Source organism: Burkholderia sp. LS-044 (assembly GCF_004803625.1).
Lineage (GTDB): Bacteria > Pseudomonadota > Gammaproteobacteria > Burkholderiales > Burkholderiaceae > Burkholderia > Burkholderia cepacia.
This window is the reverse complement of sequence record NZ_SSWO01000021.1, coordinates 47,225-68,410: the sequence shown is the minus strand read 5'-3', so window position 1 is coordinate 68,410 and position 21,186 is coordinate 47,225. Positions and strand designations below refer to the sequence as shown.

Here is a 21,186-nt window from a genome sequence, read left to right as displayed (position 1 = left end):
CCCGTTGCGGGAGGCGCGCAGTTCCCGCGAGCGGCACCGGCGTGCCGTTCCCGGATTCGCAACGATGTGGCTGAGGTGAGCAGGCTCCGATCATGACCGGTATCGACTCCGTTGCGGCCGCGCTGCTGGCGAGCCGCCTCGACAGCCTGCTGACCGGCACCGTATCGGCGCCCGCCGGCGGCGGCGCGACCTCGCAGGTCGGCACGCCGGGCACCGGCACGGCGTCCACGCCTTCGGCCGGCAGCCCGCCGGCCGCGCCGCCGGCCTCTACCCAGACCGCACTGTCCGATGTCGGGCGCGTGCTCGACGCGATCTCGCGGGCCGGTGGCGACTCGACGCCGGCCATTGCCGGGCGCGTGCCGCTGCTGGCCGATCCCACCGTGCTGCTGACCGATACGGCCTTGCCGGCCCGCGCGCCGGCCGCTTCCGATTCGGCTGCGCCTTCCACACCGGCCTCCGCCGCGGCATCTTCCGCTGCTGCGGCGGCACACGAAGCGGCCGCAGCCCTGCCGGTCGCGGCGCTGCGCGCAGCGCTCGCGCAGGCCGTGAGCGAAAGCGGCCTTTTCTACGAATCCCATCTGGCGCAGTGGCTGGCCGGCCAGCGCCCGCTCGCGGCGTTGATGCGCGAGCCGCAGGCGCGCCTTGCGGCCGCGCTCGCGCCGGTCGACCCGGATGCCGCGCAGCACGACTCGACCGACGTGCTAGACGAACTGCTCGCGCAGCGGCCGCCGCTGCCCGCGACCGCGCGGGCGACGGCGCAGCCGGGTACACCGGCCCAGGGTGGCGCACCGACACGCGATCCTGCGCAAGGCTTGCCGGCGGGCGCGCGGCACGGCGCGTCGCTGCCGCCCGATACGTTCGATCTGCTCGGCGAACGCCCTGATGTGCGCGGGACGCCCCCGCAACTGGCCACCGCGTCGTCCGACTCCCAGGCGCAGACGCTGGCGCCCGTGCATCCGGCCGCCGTGCCGCTCGTCAGGCAGCAGCTCGACGCGCTCGCGACCGACCAGTTCCGCTGGACGGGCGAGGCGTGGCCCGGCGCGCGGCTCGACTGGACGATCGAGCCGGACGATCCGGGCAGCCGCGCGCCGCGCGGCGACGACGGCCCGGGCGACGGCATCGCATGGCGCACGCGCCTGACGCTGACGTTGCCGTCGCTCGGCACGGTCGACGCGGAACTGGTGCTGAACGGCACGCAACTGGTCGCGCGATTGCGTGCGAACCAGACGGGCGCCGACCGCCTCACGCGGCACGAGGCCGCGCTGCGGCAGCGGCTCGAGGTGTCGGGGCTGCGGGTGGGTGGATTGTCGATCCGCGCGGTCGACGACGGCCCGGACGGCTTCGACCTGTTTGCAGCCCAGGCGGCCGCCGCCGCGTATGCGCGCGGTTCGGCCGGCGGCCCGGCGACGCAGGCGCCGGATAGCGACGACGAGGCGCTGCCATGAGCATGACGTCCCGCAAGCGCGCGGCCGCGCTCGTCTACGATCCGAAGGGCGGCGATGCGGCGCCGCGCGTGGTCGCGAAGGGCTACGGCGTGCTCGCCGAGATGATCGTCGCGCGTGCGCACGATGCGGGCTTGTACGTGCATACGGCACCGGAGATGGTGTCGCTGCTGATGCAGGTCGACCTCGACGACCGGATTCCGCCGCAGCTCTACCAGGCGGTCGCGGATCTGCTCGCGTGGCTGTACGCGCTCGACCGCACCGAACCCGCGCCGGACGACACCACACCGCGCTTTCCGCTGCCGCCGCTGCGCTGAATCGCCCGGCATCGCGCGACTTCTTACGAAATGCTGTCCTGGTCTTGCAAGGTCATTCGGGCGGCATTTTCCGGTTATCGGCCGGCATCGTGGCGCAACGCGCGCGCTTTTTCCGCCTTCTTGCTCTTGCCGGGCGTGCCGCGACGCACCCGGGTGGATTGAGCCGCCGGTTTGTTTGTGTAATGATATCCATTCTCATTTTCATGCTGCCCGGGCGGCGCGCACGTTTTGCGCGCCGCCCGTTGTTTTGAACGAATGGAACCTCTCGCGTGAACGCGCCCGAAACGATCAATCCGCCCAAGACGGGTACTGCCCGCGCGGGCGTCACCGTGCTGCACCCGGCGGCCCGCCCGCTGAGCGACGACGAACTGGCCGCGCGCCGCCAGCGTTCGCGCCGCGCGACCTTCATCAAGTGGCTGCGCAAGGTGCATGGCTGGGTCGGGCTGTGGGGCGCGGTGCTCGGCCTGCTGTTCGGCGTGACGGGCGTGCTGCTCAACCACCGCGCGCCGCCGCTGAAGATTTCGACGGGCGAGCCGCAGGTCGAGGAGATGCAGATCGCGCTGCCGGATCCGGTGCCGAAGACGCCCGCCGCGATGACGAAGTGGCTGCAGCACGAGCTGAATTTCGACGGCAAGCCGGGGCGCATGCGCAAGGAGGCCGCGCAGCCCGTTGCGTGGGGCGACAAGCGTGTGATGCAGCCGGAGCACTGGCAGTTCGGCCTGTTCGGCCCGCACCAGAACCTGCAGGCCGAATACTGGGTCGGCAACGGCTACGTCTCCGTGAAGCGTACGGGCAACACGTTCCTGACGACGCTGAACAACCTGCATCGCGGTGTCGGGATGAATCTCGGCTGGGTGCTGCTGATGGACACGATCGCGGGCTCGCTGATCCTGCTGTCGCTGACCGGCGTGCTGCTGTGGACCGAGCTGAACAAGCGCCGCACGGTCGGCGTCGTGCTGGTGGTCGGTTCGGTCGCCGCGGCGCTTGCCGCCGGCCTGACCTGACCGGCGGGCGCGCCGGCCGGCAGCCGGCGCGTGTGCTGTCGTCAGTTTCGTCGGCTTCGTCGGCTTAGCCCGTTGCGGCCGCATATCCCGCGCGACCGCCCGCCGATCAGAGGCCGCACGCCGCGCCGCTGTTCGCCGCGATCTCCCGCGCGGCCTTCGCGCCCTCGACCTGCAGGATTGTCGGCAGCGACACGTGGTTCTTCGCGGCGGTGATCTCGGCGAGGATCGAGATCGCGATTTCCGGCGGCGTCCGGCTGCCGATGTAGATGCCGGCCGGCCCGTGCAGCCGGGCCAGTTCCGCTTCGCTCAGGTCGAATTCGCGCAGCCGCTCGCGCCGTGCCGCGTTGTTGCGCCGCGAGCCGAGCGCGCCCACGTAGAACGCGGGCGTCTTCAGCGCCTCCATCAGCGCGAGATCGTCGAGCTTCGGATCGTGCGTCAGTGCAATCACGGCCGAGCGAGCATCGAGGTTCATCTCGAGCACCGTATCGTCGGGCATCGTGTGCACGACGCGCGTGCCCGGCACGTCCCACGCATCGGTGTATTCCTCGCGCGGATCGCATACCGTCACCTGGTAGTCAAGCCCGACCGCGATCTGGCACAGATAACGCGACAACTGGCCGGCGCCGATCACGAGCATCCGGTAGCGCGGCCCGTGGATCGTCACGAGCCGCTCGCCGTCGAACGCGAGCCCGTCGGCGGCCTGCGCGGGTGACAGCGATGCGCGGCCCGTCGCGAGCGTCATCGTGCGCGTGACGAGGCGCCCGGCCTCGACTTCCGCGCACAGCGCGGTTATCCCGCTGTCGCGCGTGAGCGGCTCGAGCACGAGCTGGATCGTGCCGCCGCAAGGCAGCCCGAAGCGATGTGCTTCCTCGGCCGTCACGCCGTACTTGAGCGCTTCCGGGCGCGCGTCGGCCGCGATGCCGCTCGCATGCACGCGGGCAATCAGGTCGTCCTCGATACATCCGCCGGACACGGAACCGACCACGAGCCCGTCCTCGCGGACCGCGAGCATCGCGCCTTCGGGGCGGGGCGACGAGCCCCAGGTCTTCACGACCGTCACGAGCAGCACGCGGCGCCCTTCTTCGAGCCAGCGCGCGCTGGATTTCAATACATCGAGATCGACGCTTTCCATCATCTTCTTCCTGTTGCCGGGCGCACCCGTCGATGCGGGCCGCCGTTCGATGGCGCGATTATGAACCGGCCGCGACAAGCGTGCAGGGACGGGGGAAGGCGCAAAACGGGGCGGGGGAGGCGCGCAGCGGCGGGGAAGGCGAGCGGGACGGCCCGTGCCGGGCCGTCGGCAGGTTGCCGGGCGGACACATCCGCCCGGCGGGGCGATGCGTCAGAGCGAGCCCAGATACTGCGTCAGGTTGCGGATGTTGTTGTCATACGCGCTCGGCGAGCCGAGCTCGACGCCGCCGCTGCGCACGTAATACTCGAACGGCACGGAGCGGGTGCCGAAGAACGGCAGGAAATTGTCCGGCTGCAGCGTCGTGCCGTTCAGGCCGATCGCCCAGTTCCGCGACTTGTACAGCTCGAGCTCGCGGATCGTCGCCTGGACCTGGTTCGTCTCCGACGCGCGAATCGCGGCGATGTGCTGCGTCAGCGTCTCGATGTTCGCCTGGTATGCGCTCGGCTCGCCGACCGAGACGCCACGCGCGCGGACGTAGTAGCTGAACGGCAGGTTGCGTTCCGTGAAGAACGTGAGGAAACCATCCGGCGCGAGCGTATCCCCGTTCAGCCCGATCGCCCAGTTCTTGCTTTGATAATCCCTGAGCCCCGCAATCGTCTGGTTGGTCGCGCTGATTTCGACCTTCGCCGTGACGTTGACCAATGTATTGCTCATGACAGACCTCTCTGGTTCTTGTTGAACTTCGGACAGGTGCAGCGACATGCCTCCGCTCGGAGGCAATTCAATACCAGCGACCGGATTATCCGGTTTTAAATGTTTTTAATTAAAAAGATGCTGAAAATTCGTTCGTGAACACGCAATGAATTTCTGTTTGATGGAAATGCGATTCGATGAAGCCGATTGCATCGCGTTGCGCTCATGCTGCGGCGAATTCCCCGTCTGACGCAGGCTGGGCGGGTGTGTGCGGCCGGCCGACCTGAATACTAGTTTGGCGGATGAAAGAGTTCAATGTCGTTCGCGAGATTATTTTCTTCTATTCATATTCAATTCAATTGAATTACATTTTTCATCGATTAATTTGTCGATCGGAATCGAATATACCGGTATTCGAAAAACAGCCGATGAAAACGGGAACTGCCGCGCGAATCGTTGCGGGAAACGCAACGCGGCGGCGAGACGGGCGAGGGAGCGGAGGGGAGGGGGCGGGGCCGGATGGCGGCCCCGCGGGTGCGCACCGTGCCGCGTGCGGCACGGCGGCGCTCAGTGCGCGTCATGGCGACCGTGCGGCACGGCGGCGCTCAGTGCGCGTCGTGGCGACCGTGCGCGAGCTTCGAGTGGTGACGCGAGTACAGGAAGTAGATCACGAGGCCGATCACGAGCCAGATGCCGAACGCGGCCCACGTGACGGGCTGCAGGTTCAGCATCAGGAACAGGCACGATGCGACCGCGAGGATCGGCACGACCGGCACGCCGGGGCAGCGGAACGCGCGCGGCAGGTCGGGGTGCGTGCGGCGCAGCACGAGCACCGCGATCGACACCATCGAGAACGCCGCGAGCGTGCCGATGTTGATCAGCTCGGCGAGCACGTTGAGCGGCACGAGCGCGGCGATCAGCCCGAAGAACAGGCCGACGAGCCAGGTCGTCAGGAACGGCGTCGCGTAGCGCGGGTGCACGCGCGACAGCGTCGCCGGCAGCAGCCCGTCGCGCGACATCGCGAAGATCACGCGCGTCTGGCCGTAGCTCATCACGAGGATCACGGTCAGCATGCCGAGCACGGCGCCGAGATCGATGAAGCCCGCCACCCACGTCTCGCCGGCGACCTGCAGTGCGTACGAGATCGGGTGCGAGATGTTCGCGTACCGGGCCGACGGCACGATGCCGGTCGCGACCGCGGCGACCGTCACGTACAGCACCGCGCACACCGCGAGCGACGCGATGATGCCGATCGGCAAATCGCGTTTCGGATTCTTCACTTCCTCGGCCGCCGACGACACCGCGTCGAAGCCGATGAACGCGAAGAACATCACGGCCGCGGCGCCGAACACGCCGTTCCAGCCGTGCGGCATGAACGGCTTCCAGTTGGCGGGCGTCACATGGAACACGCCGACCGCGATCACGAGCAGCACGACCGACACCTTGATGAACACCATGATGTTGTTGATGCGGGTCGACTCGCGGATGCCGATCGACAGCAGCGTGGTGATCACGATCATCACGAGGAACGCGGGCAGGTTGAACCACGTGACGACACCCGGCACCGCGCCGGGCGCGGCCGTCAGCACGGTGGGCAGCGTCAGCCCGAAGCCCTGCAGCAGCGACTGCAGGTAGCCCGACCAGCCGACCGACACGGCCGACGACGCGAGGCCGTATTCGAGCATCAGGTCCCAGCCGATGATCCACGCGACGAGTTCGCCGAGCGTCGCGTACGAGTACGTGTAGATCGAGCCGGCGACGGGGATCGTCGACGCGAATTCCGCGTACGACAGCGCCGCGAGGCCGCATGCGATCGCGGCGATCACGAACGACAGCATCAGCGCGGGGCCGGCCTGCACGGCGCCGGTACCGGTCAGCACGAAGATGCCGGTTCCGATGATCGCGCCGATGCCGAGGAAGGTGAGGTCGATCGCGCCGAGCGCTTTCTTGAGCCCGGCGGCTTGCGCGCCGGCGATCATGCGATCGACGTTTTTCTTGCGGAAGAGAGACATTGCGGATGAATCGCCAGCGCGCGCGGGCGCGATAGCGCTGACTGAGTGAAAACCCGCAATTTTAGCCGATTTGGCGCGCAAGACTCGCTGCGGCGCAGCGGTAGGCCGCGAAATAGTCCGATAAAACAAGCGCTTGCGCGCCAAAAGGACGGTCGGCGGACGGCACTCGGCGGCGGCGCAGCATGCGCCGCGTCGCCGGGGCGGGTCAGGTGAGTCGGGCCGGGCGGGGAAATCAGGCGCCGGCCGTGGGCGCCATGTCGACGAGCTGGTTGCTCATCACGTAGAACGTGAGTTCCGCATTGTTCGACAGCCGCATCTTCTCGAGCAGCCGCGACCGGTACACGCTCACCGTCTTCACGGACAGCGACAGCGTGTTCGCGATGTCGGTGAGCCGCTTGCCCGACGCGAGCATGCAGAGCGTCTGGTATTCGCGGTCGGACAGCTTCTCGTGCGGCAGCGGCTCGTTCTCGAACGACACGTATTCGGCGAGCGCCTCGGCCATCGCGGGGCTCACGTACTTGCGGCCGGCCGCGACCTGCTGGATCGCGCCGATCATCTGCGCGGCGTTGACCGTCTTCGACAGGTAGCCGGCGGCACCGGCCTTCAGCGCGCGTACCGCGTACTGATCCTCGCGGTACATCGAGAACATCAGCACCGGCGTGCGCGGCAGCTTGCGCTTGAGGCGCTTGAGCACCTCGATGCCGTTCGTGTCCGGCAGCGAGATGTCGAGCAGGATCGCGTCGAATTCCTGTTTGTCGACGGCGGCCATGGCGTCGCCGCCGTTCTCGGCCTCGGTGACGTCGCGCGCGACGCCACGGTCGATCAGCAACTGGCGGATCCCTTGCCGGACGATCGCGTGATCGTCCACGAGCAGGATGTTCAGGCTCATGACGACCTCACGAAAGCGACGCGCGGCGGGCCGTGACGGGCACCGCGAGCAGCGAATCCCAGGCGAAGCGCGCGGTGACGCGCGTGCCGTGGCCGGCTTCCGGCGTGGCCGTCTCGAAGCTGCCGCCGAACGCCTCGCAGCGGGCGCGCATGCCGGCGAGACCGTAGCCGCTGCGGCGGCTGCGGGCGAAACCGGTACCATCGTCGGAGACAATCAGTGACAGATGCGTGCCGTCGGTGACGATCCGCACGTCGACCGACGTCGCGCGGGCGTGCTTCGCGACGTTCGACAACGCTTCCTGCGCGACGCGGAATACCGCGAGTGCGCCGGCGCCGGCGACCTGCGTCAGGCGCGCATCGGCCGCGCACACGAAGCTGGTGCGCAGGCCCGTGCGTGCCGCATGGGTGTCGACCCACGACGACAACGCGCCGACCACGCCCGCGTCGAGCGCCGGCGTGTCGCGCTCGTCGATCAGCCGGCGATTCGCGTCGGTTGCGGCGTCGAGCGCCTGCTGCGCCAGCTCCAGCGCGCGCAGGCAACCGTCCGGCGCGTCGGCCGGCAGCCACGTTTGAACGTTTGCGAGCGCGAAACGCGCTGCGGTGAGTTCGGCGCCGAGCCCGTCATGCAACTCGCCGGCCAGGTGGCGGCGAGCGGCTTCGTCGGCGGCGAGCAATTGGGCAGACAGCGCTGCGATCCGCGCGGCGGAGGCGCCGCGTTTCGGCGCGGCGTCGGTAATGGGCGGAGTCGCGGCGCAGCCCGGCACGAGCTGTTGCGACGGGAACGGGGCGTGGGCGCCCAAAGGCGCGTTAAGCGACGTATCCATGACTCTCCCTGCTGTCAGAAAGCGGTTCAGACACCGGCTGGCTGCGTGGATCGGCTGCCGTTTCGAAGACGGTCGCCGCCAGAGAATCGCCCCCTGCCGAGGTAACAAAAGTTACGTCTTGTAACACTTGCATCCGACCCTTCCACTCTCATCCGAACGGCAACCACGCGCGGCGAATAATATCTCAAAATTTCCGAAAAGGTCATGTCGGGCGGACATTTAAGGGTAAATGTGAATAATCGGAATGAACGTGTTGTAGGAAAAACACTGACACCCGAGCACCGGACGATGACGTATCCAAATGTAACTATTTGAGATGGGATGATCCCAATTTGTTACGAATTCGCCAAGTAGGGACGAAAAAAAACCGGAGCTTTCGCTCCGGTTCTTGATGACGCGCAAATCTGGGGATCGATCAGTCCACGAATGCGCGTTCGATCACGTAGTGGCCCGGCGCGCTGTTCTTGCCTTCGACGAGGCCGGCCTGCTTCAGCAGGTCGGTCGTGTCCTTCAGCATCGCGGTGCTGCCGCACAGCATCACGCGGTCGTTTTCCGGCGAGAACGGCGGGACGTCGAGATCCGTGAACAGCTTGCCCGTCGCGATCAGGTCGGTGATCCGGCCTTCGTTGTCGAACGCTTCGCGCGTGACCGTCGGGTAGTAGACGAGCTTTTCCTTGATGATGTCGCCGAGGTACTCGTGGCCCGGCAGGTCGTGCTTGATGTAGTCCATGTACGCGAGCTCGCCCTTCAGGCGGCACGTGTGCGTCAGGATCACCTTGTCGAAGCGTTCGTAGATGTCCGGGTCGCGGATGATCGACATGAACGGCGCGAGGCCCGTGCCCGTCGACAGCATCCACAGCGTCTTGCCCGGCAGCAGGTTGTCGGCAACCAGCGTGCCCGTCGGCTTCTTGCCGATCAGCACCGTGTCGCCCACCTTCAGATGCTGCAGGCGCGACGTCAGCGGGCCGTTCTGCACCTTGATGCTGAAGAATTCGAGATGCTCTTCGTAGTTCGGGCTGACGATCGAGTAGGCGCGCGCGAGCGGCTTGCCGTCGACTTCGAGGCCGACCATCGTGAATTCGCCGTTGTTGAAGCGCAGGCTCGCCTCACGGGTGCAGGTGAAGCTGAACAGCGTGTCGGTCCAGTGATGGACGGATTGGACGGTGGCGGTGTCGTATTTGCTCATGGCTTTGAAAACGGACGCGCGTAGCGAACGCGAGTAACGGGCCCAAAAACGGGCAAAAAACCGAGTGCGACGGCCCGATCGAGGATCGGCCGGCCGGCGCGTCGGACACGCGCCTTCTCGATGACAGACGATTGAGGAACTCGTTATTTTACCCTGTTGGCGCGGATCGCGGGCTTGACCCCCGCGGCTGCGCGGATTTGGCGCAACGAATTATTTCAATCTGCTTTCAGTTTTCAGCGCTCGGCCGCGAGTTTCGCGCCGAGGCCGACGAGTGCCACGCCGCACAGCGCGTTGAGCGGGCGCCGCACGCGCCGGTAACCGCGCTGCGCGCGCGGGCTCGCGAACAGGTACGCGACGCACGAATACCAGCCGGCCGACAGCACGCCGATCGTCACCAGCACCGCGCCGTTGAACCACAGCGGCACGTGCGCGGGCAGCATCGCGGCGAACACGCTGGTCCAGAACGCGCACGATTTCGGGTTCGTCAGGCAGGTGAACAGGCCGCTGCGATACGCGCGCAGGTAGTCGCGCGCGTGCGGCGCGGCCAGCGGCGCGCGTTCGTCGGGCGCGTCGGCCGGTGCCGCGTCGCGGCGCACGCCCGAGCGCAGCAGCTTGAAGCCGAAATACACGAGGTACACGGCACCGCCGATCCGGATCGCCTCGTACAGCCATTCGACCTGGTGCAGCACGGCCGCGAGGCCGAGCATCGCGAGCGAGGCCCAGGCGACCGACGCGGTGCCGACGCCGAGCGCCGACGCGGCGCCGAGGCTGCGCCGCCCCGCGAGCGACAGTTGCGAAATCATGAAGAAATTCGGGCCGGGGGTGATCGCGGCGACGAGATAGACGGCGGCGATTTGCAGCAGGATCGGCAGGTAGTTCATGGCGGCGCGGCCCGGCGGCGGGCGCGGGAGGAACGGGCAAGCCGTTAATGTAGCGCGCGCCGCGCGCCGCGCGGCCGCGCTTTGGCCGGGGGCGACCGGACGCGTGATCGACTCGCGGTCGCGGTCGTTGTTGCGAGCGTTTTGCAGCCGTTTAGCCGTTATTGCGGATCGAGGCGCAGGCGCGCGATGTACGGCAGGTGGTCCGACAGCCACGCGGCCTCGCCGGACGGCGCGCGCCATTCGAGCGGTGTCAGCCCGCGCACGAACATCTTGTCGAGCGCGAGCGCCGGCGAGAACGCGGGGAACGTGCGGCCCGATTCGCCGAGCAGCGTCGCGACCTCGGACAACCCGATCTCGCCGAACAGCGCGACCGAATCGTTGCGCCAGTCGTTGAAGTCGCCGGCCAGCATCAGCGGGCCGTCACCCGCGTTGCGCACGATCCAGTGCGCGATCCAGTGCATCTGGCGCAGCCGCGCGGCGCGCGTGAGCGCGAGGTGCGCGCACAGCAGCGTGACCGGTCGCGCGCCCGCGAGCGTCGCCCGCGCGACCAGCAGCCCGCGCCGCTCGAAGCGGTGCGCGGAGATGTCCCAGCGGCCGCCGAGGTCGAGCGGATGCGGCGACAGGATCGCATTGCCGTGCCGCCACGACGGCTTGAACACGTTCGGCCCGAGCGCGATCTGCCAGTCGAGCGCCTGCGCGATCTCGGTGGCCTGGCAGTGCCACACGTCGTCGACCGCGTCGTCCATCGGCGCGCCGAAGCCGGGGGCGAGCATCGGGCGCGGCATGCGGCGCGCCATCGCTTCCTGCAGGAAATACACGTCGGCGTGCGTCGACTGCATCCAGTTGCGCATCGCGTTCCACGCGGTGAAGCCGAGCGGCGAGCGGCCCTTGTGCAGGTTCCAGCTCACCGCGGTGATTTCGTCGGGCGCGGCGTGCGGTTCGGCGAACGGCAGGGAGAGAGCGTCGGCGGACATGACGCTCAATCCTTCGCGACGTGCGCGCGCACGCGGTACACGAGGTGCGGACGCTGTTCGACGAGCGTCCAGTCGGTCCACGCGTCGGCGCCGACCGTCAGGCCGGGGTGGCTCGCGACGATTTGCCGCGGCGAAGCGGGTACGCACGGATCGCTGCGCGTCGCGTTTTCGTCGTCGAGCGTTTCCTGCACGTCGAGCGCGAGCGACACGGTGTTCGCGCCGGCATCGACGGTGAGCGGCGCGACCGTCACCGAGCGCGAGCGCTCGGTCGGCACGACGCGCGCGGCATTGCCGCAGCCGACCGGCACGGCGGACGGATAGCGATGGGTGTCGGTGCGGGTCTGACCCACGGTGGTGCGCTGCTGGAACGTGTCGATGGTCTGACCGTCGCGTACCACCTGGATCTCCCACGCGACGGAGGCCGGCGCGGGGCTCTGCGCATGGGCGGCGAGCACGATGCTCGCGAGCAGGACGGCCAGGCCGTGTTTCAGCATGAAACGTCTCCGGGAACGCGCGATAGCGGGGAACGGACGCACATCTTACGCCCGATCGATTTTGGTCGTGATGTGACAGGACGCGTCGCGACAGGTTCGCCGCACGATGCGGTCCTGTTCGAAAGGTAGGGCCGCGTCATGCGTTTTCAACCGAAAAAACGCGCGAACTCCGCGACGCTCGCGCGCTCGGTGACGAGGCGGTTCTCGATCGCGTCCGGGTCCGCATGGCCGAGCGACATGCCGCAAACCAACTGTTCGTTGGCGGGAATGCGGAGGTGTTCGGTGATGATCCGGTGAAACGGCACGAACGCGGCCTGCGGGCAAGTATCGAGCCCGCGTGCGCGCGCGGCCGTCATCACGCCTTGCAGGAACATCCCGCAGTCGAGCCATGCACCGTGGGTCATCACGCGGTCGAGTGTGAAGAACAGCGCGACCGGCGCATCGAAGAAACGGAAGTTGCGCGCGTGCTGCGCATGCATGCGCGCCTTCTCGTCGCGGCCGATGTTCAACAGGCCGTACAGGTCCCAGCCGACCTTGCGGCGCCGGTCGATATACGGCGACACCCACTCGCGCGGGTAGTAGTCGTACTCGGCGACGTATTTCTCGTCGCGTGCGGGATCGTCGTGGGCCGCGGTGAGCGCGGCGGCGAGCGCGTCGCGCGTGGCGCCCGTCGCGACGTACACGCGCCACGGCTGGATGTTGGTGCCCGACGGCGCGCGGCTCGCGGCTTCGAGGATAGCCTCGAGCGTGTCGCGCGGCACGGGCGTCGGCAGGAACGCGCGGATCGCACGGCGCGACGTGAGCGCCGCGTCGACGGCGCCGGTCGCATCGGCATCGACGCGCGGGAAAGCAGTGGGGACGGACATCGGCATACCTTCGGGGCGAGATCCGACGCGCCGCGCGGGCGCCGTCGGCCGGGCCGGTGCGGCGGGTGGGTGAACCGACGATCATACGCCGCGGTGCGCCGGCGTGCAGCGCGCGCGGGTGTTAGCAGCACACGCACGTGGCTGCTTGCTTGCGCGGGGATGCGGGATCGCTACACTGAAATCGTAAGGGTCTGATGATCGTGTGACAGCAAGCGGCAGCGAGGTTGGTATGACGACGGCGATGGTGAAACAGGAACTGGCGGTGGCGTCCTTCAGCACGGTGTACGACCTCGAGCAGGTCGAGACGGCGTTGAGCGACCTGAACGAGAGCGCGAGCGACGCACTGCGCGCCACCTACGAGAAGATGCTCAAGACGGGCAATCTGCGCTTTTGCGTGAAGCCGAACCGGATGCCGTCGTTCGACGCGCTCGGCGAGGCATTGCCCAATTTCGCCGAGCCGCTCGACGACGTGCGCAAGCAGATCGCGCTGTGCCTCGAAACGGACGACCGGCTCGAACTGATGCCGATCCTGCTGCTCGGGCCCCCGGGCATCGGCAAGACGCATTTCGCGAAGGCGCTCGCGCAGCTGCTCGGCACCGCGTACCACTACGTGCCGATGAGTTCGCTGACGGCCGGCTGGATCCTGTCGGGGGCGTCGTCGCAATGGAAGAACGCGAAGCCCGGCAAGGTGTTCGATGCGCTCGTGAACGGCAGCTACGCGAACCCGGTGATCGCGGTCGACGAGATCGACAAGGCCGGCAGCGATGCGCAATACGATCCGCTCGGCGCGCTGTACGCGTTGCTCGAGCACGACACCGCGCGCGCGTTCATCGACGAATTTGCGGAAGTGCCGATCGATGCGGGCAACGTGATCTGGATCGCGACCGCGAACGATGCGCAAGCGATCCCGGAGCCGCTGCTCAACCGGATGAACGTGTACGAGATCGAGCCGCCCGATGCGGCCGGCGCGCGCCGGATCGCGCAGACGATCTACGACGAGATCCGCACGTCGCATGCGTGGGGGCGGCGCTTCCCGGATACCCTGGGCGACGACGCGCTCGACGTGCTGGCCGCAACACCGCCGCGCACGATGCGCCGCGCGCTGCTGCACGCATTCGGCGCCGCCCGGCTCGACGGGCGCGACGCGATCAGGCCGCGCGACATCCGGGCCGACGAGGGCGCCGCGAAGCGCCGGCCGATCGGCTTCTGAACCGACGGCGCGTGCCCGGCGGCGCGTGCCCGGCGGCGGCACGCGCGCGCCGTGCCGTGCGGCGTGCACCGTGTCGTCGCGACGCGGCGCGCGACCTTCGGCAAGCGGGAGAACCGGGACGTACAATTCTCTTCTCTCCCCTCGACGCGCTAACGGCGCGAAACGTCATGGAGCAGATGGATTGTGTCGTGATCGGCGCGGGCGTCGTCGGTCTTGCGATTGCGCGCGAACTGGCCGCGCGCGGGCGTGAAACGCTCGTGCTCGAGTCCGCCGATGCGATCGGCACGGGTACGAGCTCGCGCAACAGCGAAGTGATTCATGCGGGGCTCTACTATCCGCGCGGGTCGCTGAAGGCGACGTCGTGCGTGCACGGGCGCGACCTGCTGTACGAATTCTGCGAGACGCATCACGTGCCGCACCGGCGCACCGGCAAGCTGCTCGTCGCCACGAGCGCCGCGCAGGTGAAGCAGTTGAAGGCGATCGCCGCGCGCGCGGCCGAAAACGGCGTGCTCGACCTGATGCCGCTCACGCGTGCCGAGGCGCAGACGCTCGAGCCCGCGCTCGAATGCGTCGAGGCGCTGTTCTCGCCGTCCACCGGCATCGTCGACAGCCACCAGCTGATGCTCGCGCTGCTCGGCGACGCCGAGCGCGGCGGCGCCGTGTGCGCGCTGAAATCCCCGGTCGAATCGATCGACGTGCTGCGCGGCGGGCGCTTCGTCGTGCGCACGGGCGGCGACGCGCCCGCCGAGATCGAGGCCGCGTGCGTGATCAACAGCGCGGGCCTCGGCGCGCAGGCGCTGGCGCGCCGCACGCGCGGCCTCGACCCGCGCTGGGTGCCGCCGCTCTATCTCGCGCGCGGCAATTACTTCAGCCTGTCGGGCCGCGCGCCGTTCTCGCACCTGATCTACCCGATGCCCGATCGCGCGGGGCTCGGCGTGCACCTGACGCTCGATCTCGGCGGGCAGGCGCGCTTCGGCCCGGATGTCGAGTGGTGCGATTCGCTGCGCTACGAAGTCGATCCGGCGCGTGCGACCGCGTTTTACGCGTCGATCCGCGCGTTCTGGCCGGGCTTGCCCGACGATGCGCTGCAGCCGGCGTACGCGGGCATCCGGCCGAAGCTCGCGGGGCCGGGCGAGCCGCCGGCCGATTTCATCGTGCAGGGCGCCGCGCAGCATGGCGTGCGCGGGCTCGTGAACCTGTTCGGCATCGAGTCGCCGGGGCTCACCGCGTCGCTCGCGCTCGCGCAGCGCGTGGGCGAGATGGCGGCTTACCGCTGATGTGGCGGGCGTGTAGCGGGCATGTCGCGTGTGCGTGTCGGCCAGGTTGCGGGCACATGGCAGCCTTGTGAAATTCCTTATCTCTGGAATTTCGGCGCGCACATTTATTCGCTTGAGCGTTATTCTGTCGAACGGCTGTCGCCAGAACAGCTTTCAAACCGATAACGTTGGAGCGAGTCCCCCATGAAAACATCCCGTCGGAGTTTCCTGATTACGAGCATTGGTGCCGTGTCCGCGCTAGCGCTGTCGCGCGAAGCGCTGGCCGATGCGCCGATGCTGTCGGAAACCGATCCGACCGCCGTGGCGCTCGGCTACAAGGCCGATGCCACGAAGGTCGACAAGACGAAGTACCCGAAATACGCAGCGGGCCAGGATTGCGCGGCCTGCATGCTGTACCAGGGCAAGAAGGGCTCGGCCTCGGGCCCGTGCGGCGCCTTCCCCGGCAAGCAGGTGTCGGCGAAGGGCTGGTGCAGCGCCTTCTCGAAGATGGGTTGAGGCCCGTGCGGCATCGTGCGATGCCGCATTGTGGCGAAAACCGCAAAACGCCCGCCGTCGAACGATGGCGGGCGTTTTTTATTGCTTGAAAACGGTTCCGTCGCTTTCTACACTCGCTGCAAACCAGCGCGCCGCGGGCACCCCGCGCGCCGCGCCGCCCGACACGGCGTACTGACGAGGACGAGGCACGCATGGCGACGATTGCGAATTCAACGAAAACGATCCGGCCCGAGCGTGCGCTGAATCGCCGCGCGGTGTTCGCCGCCGTGATCGGCAACGCGCTCGAGTGGTACGACTTCACGGTGTTCGGCTTCATGACGGTCGTGATCGCCGAGCTGTTCTTCCCGACCTCCAGCGAATATTCGTCGCTGCTGCTGACGACGGCGACGTTCGGCGTCGCGTTCTTCATGCGCCCGATCGGCGGCATCGTGTTCGGGCTGTACGCGGATCGCGCCGGCCGCAAGGCCGCGCTGTCACTCGTGATCCTGTTGATGACGGGCGGCATCTTCCTGCTCGCGGTCGCGCCGCCCTATGCGGCGATCGGCATCGGCGGGCCGATCCTGATCGTGCTGGGCCGCCTGCTGCAGGGCTTCTCCGCGGGCGGCGAATTCGGCAGCGCGACGGCGCTGCTGATCGAGGCCGCGCCGTTCTCGAAACGCGGCTTCTACGGCAGCTGGCAGATGGCGAGCCAGGCGGCCGCGCTGCTGATCGGCGCGCTCGTCGGCGCGGCCGTCACGCGCGGGCTGTCGCACGATGCACTGCGCAGCTGGGGCTGGCGCGTGCCGTTCATCCTCGGGCTCGTGATCGGCCCGATCGGCTTCTACATCCGCCGCCATCTCGCCGATTCCGAAGCGTTCCTGCATGCGCAGCAGAACGCGCGCCGCGCGACGCTCGGCGAAGTGTTCACGCGCCACCCGCGCGAGGTGCTGTGCGGCCTCGGCTCGGTGATCGCGCTGACGGTGACGATCTACGTGCTGATCAGCTATCTGCCGACCTTCGCGGTGAAGCAGCTGAAGCTGCCCTACGCGGAATCGTTCTACGCGGTGATCGCCGGCAACCTGCTGCTGATGGTGCTGTCGCCGGTCGCGGGCGCGTGGTCGGACCGCATCGGCCGCAAGGGGCTGTCGCTGTGGTCGCTGGTGCTGACGCTCGCGCTGATGTATCCGCTGTTCGCGTGGCTCGACGCGGCGCCGAGCATCGCGCGGCTGATCGCGGTGCAGGTCGTGCTGTCGATCACGCTCGCGGGCTACTACGGGCCGTTCGGCGCGATGATTGCCGAGCTGTTCCCGGCCAACGTGCGCTCGACCGGGCTGTCGATCGCGTACAACGTCGCGGTGATGCTGTTCGGCGGTTTCGGGCAGTTCATCGTCACGTGGCTGATCAAGGTCACGGGCACGCCGCTCGCGCCGACTTACTACGTGATGGCGGGGATCGCGCTGTCGATCGTCGCGGTCGCGTTCGTGCCCGCACGCAGCGCCGACCTCGACGCACCCGCATGACGACATGACGATTTGAAGACGGTCATCGGATCGTTTCGCAAAACGCAATGATGTGCTGCGGAACACGCGGAAACGGCGTATCGAGCCTTCGTGTTCGCGCCCGAATTGTTTAGTTGCCGAACGAAACTTGCGCGAGATGAACGAAATTGTCGCTCGCGCGCGTTTTCGCATTTTTTACCCACACTAAACATCGGCACAAACCCGCGCGGTCATGTAGAAGAGTTTTTTCTCCAGCTTGTTGCCACATCGTTAGCTCAAGTAATATCCGCGTACGCCGGCCCCTGGCGGGCCGGTTCCGACCTGGAGACCTGGAGGAAACATGGAATACAACCGTCTGTTGCACACCCTGCGTGTTACCGCCATTGCAGGCGTGGCAGCGGCATCGCTCGGCGTCGCGGGTTCTGCATTCGCACAGATTCCGAACAAAACGCTCGTCTACTGCTCAGAAGGCAGCCCGGCGGGTTTCGATTCCGCGCAATTTACGACCGGCGTCGATTTCACCGCCGCCACGTTCACCGTCTACAACCGCCTCGTCGAATTCGAGCGCGGCGGCACGAAGGTCGAGCCGGGCCTCGCCGAGAAATGGGACGTATCGCCCGACGGCAAGGTGTACACGTTCCACCTGCGCCACGGCGTGAAGTTCCACACGACCGACTTCTTCAAGCCGACGCGTGAATTCAACGCGGACGACGTGCTGTTCACGTTCCAGCGCATGCTCGACCCGAACCAGGCGTTCCGCAAGGCGTACCCGGTGTCGTTCCCGTACTTCACCGACATGGGCCTCGACAAGCTGATCACGAAGGTCGAGAAGGTCGATCCGTACACCGTGAAGTTCACGCTGGCCGAGCCGAATGCGCCGTTCATCCAGAACATGGCGATGGAATTCGCGTCGATCCTGTCGGCCGAATACGGCGACCAGCTGATGAAGGCCGGCAAGGCCGCCGACATCAACCAGAAGCCGGTCGGCACGGGCCCGTTCATCTTCCGCAGCTACACGAAGGATGCGACGATCCGGTTCGACGGCAATCCTGATTACTGGAAGAAGGGCGAAGTGAAGATCTCGAAGCTGATCTTCTCGATCACGCCCGACCCGGGCGTGCGCGTGCAGAAGATCAAGCGCAACGAATGCCAGGTGATGAGCTATCCGCGTCCGGCCGACATCGCGACGCTGAAGGCCGATGCGGGTGTCGACATGCCGTCGCAGGCAGGCTTCAACCTCGGTTACCTCGCGTACAACGTCGAGCACAAGCCGGTCGACAAGCTCGAGGTGCGTCAGGCGCTCGACATGGCGATCAACAAGAAGGCGATCCTCGAATCCGTCTACCAGGGCGCCGGTCAAGCGGCTTCCGCGCCGATGCCGCCGACCCAGTGGTCGTACGACAAGAACCTGAAGATGGCCGCGTACGACACCGCGAAGGCGAAGGCGCTGCTGGCGAAGGCCGGCTATGCGAACGGCTTCGAGATCACGCTGTGGGCGATGCCCGTGCAGCGCGCGTACAACCCGAACGCCCGCCTGATGGCCGAGATGATCCAGGCCGACTGGGCGAAGATCGGCGTGAAGGCGAAGATCGTCACGTACGAGTGGGGCGAGTACATCAAGCGCGCGCACTCGGGCGAGCAGGACACGATGCTGATCGGCTGGACGGGCGACAACGGCGACCCGGACAACTGGCTCGGCACGCTGCTCGGCTGCGAAGCGATCAAGGGCAACAACTTCTCGCACTGGTGCTACAAGCCGTTCGACGAGCTGGTCCAGAAGGGCCGCACGACGACGGGCCAGGACGCGCGGACGAAGCTCTACACGCAGGCCCAGCAGATCTTCGCGCAACAGCTGCCGTTCTCGCCGATCGCGAACTCGACGGTCTACCAGCCGGTGCGCAAGAACGTGGTCGACATGCGTATCGAGCCGCTCGGCTACGCCCGTTTCGACGGTGTTGGCGTGAAGTAATACGCCTGTCGTAAGCTGTCGCGAAGACCGGCTAATTCATCCGGCGGCGGGAGGCCAAAAGCTTCCCGTCGCCGGTCGCACATTTCCCACAAGAAAATACGAGACGCATCATGTTCACATTCGTGTTGCGCCGCGTGGGGATGGTGATCCCGACCTTCATCGGCATCACCATCCTGGCGTTTGCGCTGATTCACCTGATACCGGGCGACCCCATCGAAGTGATGATGGGCGAGCGCGGCGTCGATCCCGCGATGCATGCGGAGGCGATGAAACGCCTCGGGCTCGACCAGCCGCTGCCCATGCAGTACCTCCACTACATCGGCCGGGCGCTGCATGGCGACCTCGGCACGTCGATCATCACCAACACGAGCGTCGCGGGCGAGTTCTTCGCGCGCTTCCCGGCGACCGTCGAACTGTCGCTGTGCGCGCTCGTGTTCGCGCTCGCGGTCGGCCTGCCGGCCGGCGTGATCGCCGCGCTGCGGCGCGGCTCGGTCGTCGATCACGGCGTGATGGGCACCGCGCTCACCGGCTACTCGATGCCGATCTTCTGGTGGGGGCTGATCCTCATCATGGTGTTTTCGTCATACCTCGGCTGGACACCCGTGTCGGGGCGCATCGCCGTCGAATACGACTTCCCCCATCCGACGGGCTTCATGCTGATCGACGCGCTGCTCGCGCCGGACGAAGGCTCGTTCAAGTCGGCGGTCAGCCACCTGATCCTGCCCGCGATCGTGCTCGGCACGATCCCGCTCGCGGTGATCGCACGGATGACGCGCTCGTCGATGCTCGAAGTGCTGCGCGAGGACTACATCCGCACCGCACGCGCGAAGGGGCTGTCGCCCGCGCGCGTGGTCGTCGTGCATGCGCTGCGCAATGCGCTGATCCCGGTCGTCACCGTGATCGGCCTGCAGATCGGTACGCTGCTCGCGGGCGCCGTGCTGACCGAGACGCTCTTTTCGTGGCCCGGTGTCGGCAAGTGGCTGATCGATGCGATCGGCCGTCGCGACTATCCGGTCGTCCAGGGCGGCATCCTGCTGATCGCGACGCTCGTGATCGTCGTGAACCTGGTCGTCGACCTGCTGTACGGCGTGCTGAATCCGCGCATCCGCCACACGAGGTAATTCCATGAGCAATCTGCAAAACACCTTGCCGAGCGAATCCGCGCCGGCCGGCGGCCGTGCGCTCGCGCTGCGCGAGTTCTGGGCCAACTTCTCGCGCAACCGCGGCGCCGTCGGCGCCGGGATCGTCGTGATCGTGCTGATCCTGGTCGCGCTGCTCGCACCGGTGCTCGCGCCGCACAGCCCGGTCGAGCAATACCGCGACTACGTGAAGATTCCGCCCGCATGGCTCGCGGGCGGCAACTGGCAATTCATCCTCGGCACCGACGAAGCGGGCCGCGACATCCTGTCGCGCCTGATGTTCGGCGCACGGATGTCGTTCTGGATCGGCTTCGTGTCGGTCGTGCTCGCGCTGATCCCCGGCATCGTGCTCGGGCTCGTCGCCGCGTTCTTCCAGAAGTGGGCCGACACGCCCGTGATGCGCATCATGGACGTGCTGCTCGCGCTGCCGTCGCTGCTGCTCGCGGTCGCGGTCGTCGCGATCATCGGCCCGGGTCTCACCAACACGATGTTCGCGATCGCGATCGTCGCGCTGCCGGCCTATGTGCGTCTCACGCGTGCGTCGGCGCTCGGCGAACTGCAGAAGGAGTACGTGACGGCGTCGCGCGTGGCCGGTGCCGGCACGCTGCGCCTGATGTTCTCGCAGGTGCTGCCGAACTGCACGGCGCCGCTGATCGTGCAGGCGACGCTCGGCTTCTCGTCGGCGATCCTCGACGCGGCCGCGCTCGGCTTCCTCGGCCTCGGCGTGCAGCCGCCGACCGCCGAGTGGGGCGCGATGCTCGCGTCCGCGCGCGACTACATCGACAACGCATGGTGGATCGTGACGATGCCCGGCCTGTCGATCCTGATTTCGGTGCTCGCGATCAACCTGCTCGGCGACGGGCTGCGCGATGCGCTCGATCCCAAACTGAAGCGGATGGCATGAC

20 protein-coding genes are annotated in these 21,186 nt (G+C 67.4%); 10 read left to right on the top strand and 10 right to left on the bottom strand.

Translation table 11 applies throughout. The features are described from left to right. Positions 1 to 92: 92 nt before the first annotated feature. The 3 genes from E9536_RS35605 to E9536_RS35595 all read left to right on the top strand — a co-directional run bounded on the left by E9536_RS35605 (position 93) and on the right by E9536_RS35595 (position 2,763). Positions 93 to 1,445, top strand: coding sequence for a flagellar hook-length control protein FliK (locus E9536_RS35605; protein ID WP_136472419.1), 1,353 nt, complete (start codon positions 93 to 95; stop codon positions 1,443 to 1,445). Then, positions 1,442 to 1,759 carry an EscU/YscU/HrcU family type III secretion system export apparatus switch protein gene (locus E9536_RS35600; protein ID WP_021157023.1) on the top strand — a complete coding sequence of 106 codons (318 nt, stop codon included), beginning with the start codon at positions 1,442 to 1,444 and terminating at the stop codon, positions 1,757 to 1,759. Before E9536_RS35605 ends, E9536_RS35600 begins: the two co-directional genes overlap by 4 nt. A gap of 269 nt (positions 1,760 to 2,028) precedes the next feature. Next, on the top strand, positions 2,029 to 2,763 hold the full coding sequence (locus E9536_RS35595) for a PepSY-associated TM helix domain-containing protein (protein ID WP_059688321.1): 735 nt from the start codon (positions 2,029 to 2,031) through the stop codon (positions 2,761 to 2,763). Between the two features lie 106 nt (positions 2,764 to 2,869). On the opposite strand, the gene E9536_RS35590 is transcribed toward E9536_RS35595, so the two are convergent. From E9536_RS35590 to E9536_RS35545, 10 genes are all read right to left on the bottom strand, one after another. After that, positions 2,870 to 3,895 carry an XdhC family protein gene (locus E9536_RS35590; RefSeq protein ID WP_027788892.1) on the bottom strand — a complete coding sequence of 342 codons (1,026 nt, stop codon included), beginning with the start codon at positions 3,893 to 3,895 and terminating at the stop codon, positions 2,870 to 2,872. A 210-nt stretch (positions 3,896 to 4,105) separates the two neighbouring features. Then, the gene (locus E9536_RS35585) at positions 4,106 to 4,609 is read right to left on the bottom strand and encodes a hypothetical protein (RefSeq protein ID WP_027788893.1); all 504 of its coding nucleotides are present in this window, start codon (positions 4,607 to 4,609) and stop codon (positions 4,106 to 4,108) included. A 584-nt stretch (positions 4,610 to 5,193) separates the two neighbouring features. Then, complete coding sequence (locus E9536_RS35580; protein ID WP_027788894.1) at positions 5,194 to 6,600, bottom strand: amino acid permease; 1,407 nt, start codon at positions 6,598 to 6,600, stop codon at positions 5,194 to 5,196. Positions 6,601 to 6,832: 232 nt separating this feature from the next. After that, positions 6,833 to 7,489 carry a response regulator transcription factor RqpR gene (gene rqpR, locus E9536_RS35575; protein WP_021157028.1) on the bottom strand — a complete coding sequence of 219 codons (657 nt, stop codon included), beginning with the start codon at positions 7,487 to 7,489 and terminating at the stop codon, positions 6,833 to 6,835. Between the two features lie 7 nt (positions 7,490 to 7,496). Continuing rightward, positions 7,497 to 8,312 carry a quorum system sensor histidine kinase RqpS gene (gene rqpS / locus E9536_RS35570; protein ID WP_059700434.1) on the bottom strand — a complete coding sequence of 272 codons (816 nt, stop codon included), beginning with the start codon at positions 8,310 to 8,312 and terminating at the stop codon, positions 7,497 to 7,499. Positions 8,313 to 8,727: 415 nt separating this feature from the next. After that, the gene (locus E9536_RS35565; RefSeq protein WP_027788896.1) at positions 8,728 to 9,498 is read right to left on the bottom strand and encodes a ferredoxin--NADP reductase; all 771 of its coding nucleotides are present in this window, start codon (positions 9,496 to 9,498) and stop codon (positions 8,728 to 8,730) included. Positions 9,499 to 9,731: 233 nt separating this feature from the next. Beyond that, on the bottom strand, positions 9,732 to 10,379 hold the full coding sequence (locus E9536_RS35560) for a LysE family translocator (RefSeq protein ID WP_136472417.1): 648 nt from the start codon (positions 10,377 to 10,379) through the stop codon (positions 9,732 to 9,734). Positions 10,380 to 10,537: 158 nt separating this feature from the next. Next, entirely contained in the window at positions 10,538 to 11,353 is an 816-nt protein-coding gene (locus E9536_RS35555; RefSeq protein WP_021163082.1) for an endonuclease/exonuclease/phosphatase family protein, read from the bottom strand. Between the two features lie 5 nt (positions 11,354 to 11,358). Continuing rightward, positions 11,359 to 11,847 (bottom strand): hypothetical protein, encoded by a 489-nt coding sequence (locus E9536_RS35550; RefSeq protein ID WP_027788898.1) that lies wholly within the window; start codon positions 11,845 to 11,847, stop codon positions 11,359 to 11,361. 146 nt (positions 11,848 to 11,993) lie between these two features. Beyond that, entirely contained in the window at positions 11,994 to 12,713 is a 720-nt protein-coding gene (locus tag E9536_RS35545) for a nitroreductase (RefSeq protein ID WP_136472415.1), read from the bottom strand. 229 nt (positions 12,714 to 12,942) lie between these two features. On the opposite strand from E9536_RS35545, the gene E9536_RS35540 reads away from it, so the two are divergent. The 7 genes from E9536_RS35540 to E9536_RS35510 all read left to right on the top strand — a co-directional run bounded on the left by E9536_RS35540 (position 12,943) and on the right by E9536_RS35510 (position 21,185). Next, on the top strand, positions 12,943 to 13,923 hold the full coding sequence (locus E9536_RS35540) for an AAA family ATPase (RefSeq protein ID WP_136472413.1): 981 nt from the start codon (positions 12,943 to 12,945) through the stop codon (positions 13,921 to 13,923). 167 nt (positions 13,924 to 14,090) lie between these two features. Next, entirely contained in the window at positions 14,091 to 15,200 is a 1,110-nt protein-coding gene (locus E9536_RS35535; protein ID WP_136472411.1) for an NAD(P)/FAD-dependent oxidoreductase, read from the top strand. A gap of 183 nt (positions 15,201 to 15,383) precedes the next feature. Continuing rightward, on the top strand, positions 15,384 to 15,695 hold the full coding sequence (locus E9536_RS35530) for a high-potential iron-sulfur protein (protein ID WP_021163765.1): 312 nt from the start codon (positions 15,384 to 15,386) through the stop codon (positions 15,693 to 15,695). 191 nt (positions 15,696 to 15,886) lie between these two features. Beyond that, on the top strand, positions 15,887 to 17,194 hold the full coding sequence (locus E9536_RS35525; RefSeq protein ID WP_021163766.1) for an MFS transporter: 1,308 nt from the start codon (positions 15,887 to 15,889) through the stop codon (positions 17,192 to 17,194). Positions 17,195 to 17,513: 319 nt separating this feature from the next. Then, positions 17,514 to 19,142, top strand: coding sequence for an ABC transporter substrate-binding protein (locus tag E9536_RS35520; protein WP_027788902.1), 1,629 nt, complete (start codon positions 17,514 to 17,516; stop codon positions 19,140 to 19,142). Between the two features lie 110 nt (positions 19,143 to 19,252). After that, positions 19,253 to 20,263, top strand: a complete 1,011-nt coding sequence (locus E9536_RS35515; protein WP_011353491.1) for an ABC transporter permease subunit — start codon at positions 19,253 to 19,255, stop codon at positions 20,261 to 20,263. A gap of 4 nt (positions 20,264 to 20,267) precedes the next feature. Beyond that, on the top strand, positions 20,268 to 21,185 hold the full coding sequence (locus E9536_RS35510; RefSeq protein ID WP_027788903.1) for an ABC transporter permease subunit: 918 nt from the start codon (positions 20,268 to 20,270) through the stop codon (positions 21,183 to 21,185). Position 21,186 lies beyond the last annotated feature (1 nt).

What these genes read in the sequence shown, in the direction of transcription:
- E9536_RS35555 (WP_021163082.1), bottom strand. Translation starts at nt 11,353, where the DNA reads ATGTCCGCCGACGCTCTCTCCCTGCCGTTCGCCGAACCGCACGCCGCG.
- E9536_RS35550 (WP_027788898.1), bottom strand. Translation starts at nt 11,847, where the DNA reads ATGCTGAAACACGGCCTGGCCGTCCTGCTCGCGAGCATCGTGCTCGCC.
- E9536_RS35580 (WP_027788894.1), bottom strand. Translation starts at nt 6,600, where the DNA reads ATGTCTCTCTTCCGCAAGAAAAACGTCGATCGCATGATCGCCGGCGCG.
- E9536_RS35585 (WP_027788893.1), bottom strand. Translation starts at nt 4,609, where the DNA reads ATGAGCAATACATTGGTCAACGTCACGGCGAAGGTCGAAATCAGCGCG.
- E9536_RS35545 (WP_136472415.1), bottom strand. Translation starts at nt 12,713, where the DNA reads ATGTCCGTCCCCACTGCTTTCCCGCGCGTCGATGCCGATGCGACCGGC.
- E9536_RS35605 (WP_136472419.1), top strand. Translation starts at nt 93, where the DNA reads ATGACCGGTATCGACTCCGTTGCGGCCGCGCTGCTGGCGAGCCGCCTC.
- E9536_RS35540 (WP_136472413.1), top strand. Translation starts at nt 12,943, where the DNA reads ATGACGACGGCGATGGTGAAACAGGAACTGGCGGTGGCGTCCTTCAGC.
- E9536_RS35535 (WP_136472411.1), top strand. Translation starts at nt 14,091, where the DNA reads ATGGAGCAGATGGATTGTGTCGTGATCGGCGCGGGCGTCGTCGGTCTT.
- E9536_RS35515 (WP_011353491.1), top strand. Translation starts at nt 19,253, where the DNA reads ATGTTCACATTCGTGTTGCGCCGCGTGGGGATGGTGATCCCGACCTTC.
- E9536_RS35590 (WP_027788892.1), bottom strand. Translation starts at nt 3,895, where the DNA reads ATGGAAAGCGTCGATCTCGATGTATTGAAATCCAGCGCGCGCTGGCTC.
- E9536_RS35560 (WP_136472417.1), bottom strand. Translation starts at nt 10,379, where the DNA reads ATGAACTACCTGCCGATCCTGCTGCAAATCGCCGCCGTCTATCTCGTC.
- E9536_RS35510 (WP_027788903.1), top strand. Translation starts at nt 20,268, where the DNA reads ATGAGCAATCTGCAAAACACCTTGCCGAGCGAATCCGCGCCGGCCGGC.
- rqpR (WP_021157028.1), bottom strand. Translation starts at nt 7,489, where the DNA reads ATGAGCCTGAACATCCTGCTCGTGGACGATCACGCGATCGTCCGGCAA.
- E9536_RS35600 (WP_021157023.1), top strand. Translation starts at nt 1,442, where the DNA reads ATGAGCATGACGTCCCGCAAGCGCGCGGCCGCGCTCGTCTACGATCCG.
- E9536_RS35525 (WP_021163766.1), top strand. Translation starts at nt 15,887, where the DNA reads ATGGCGACGATTGCGAATTCAACGAAAACGATCCGGCCCGAGCGTGCG.
- E9536_RS35530 (WP_021163765.1), top strand. Translation starts at nt 15,384, where the DNA reads ATGAAAACATCCCGTCGGAGTTTCCTGATTACGAGCATTGGTGCCGTG.
- rqpS (WP_059700434.1), bottom strand. Translation starts at nt 8,312, where the DNA reads ATGGATACGTCGCTTAACGCGCCTTTGGGCGCCCACGCCCCGTTCCCG.
- E9536_RS35520 (WP_027788902.1), top strand. Translation starts at nt 17,514, where the DNA reads ATGGAATACAACCGTCTGTTGCACACCCTGCGTGTTACCGCCATTGCA.
- E9536_RS35565 (WP_027788896.1), bottom strand. Translation starts at nt 9,498, where the DNA reads ATGAGCAAATACGACACCGCCACCGTCCAATCCGTCCATCACTGGACC.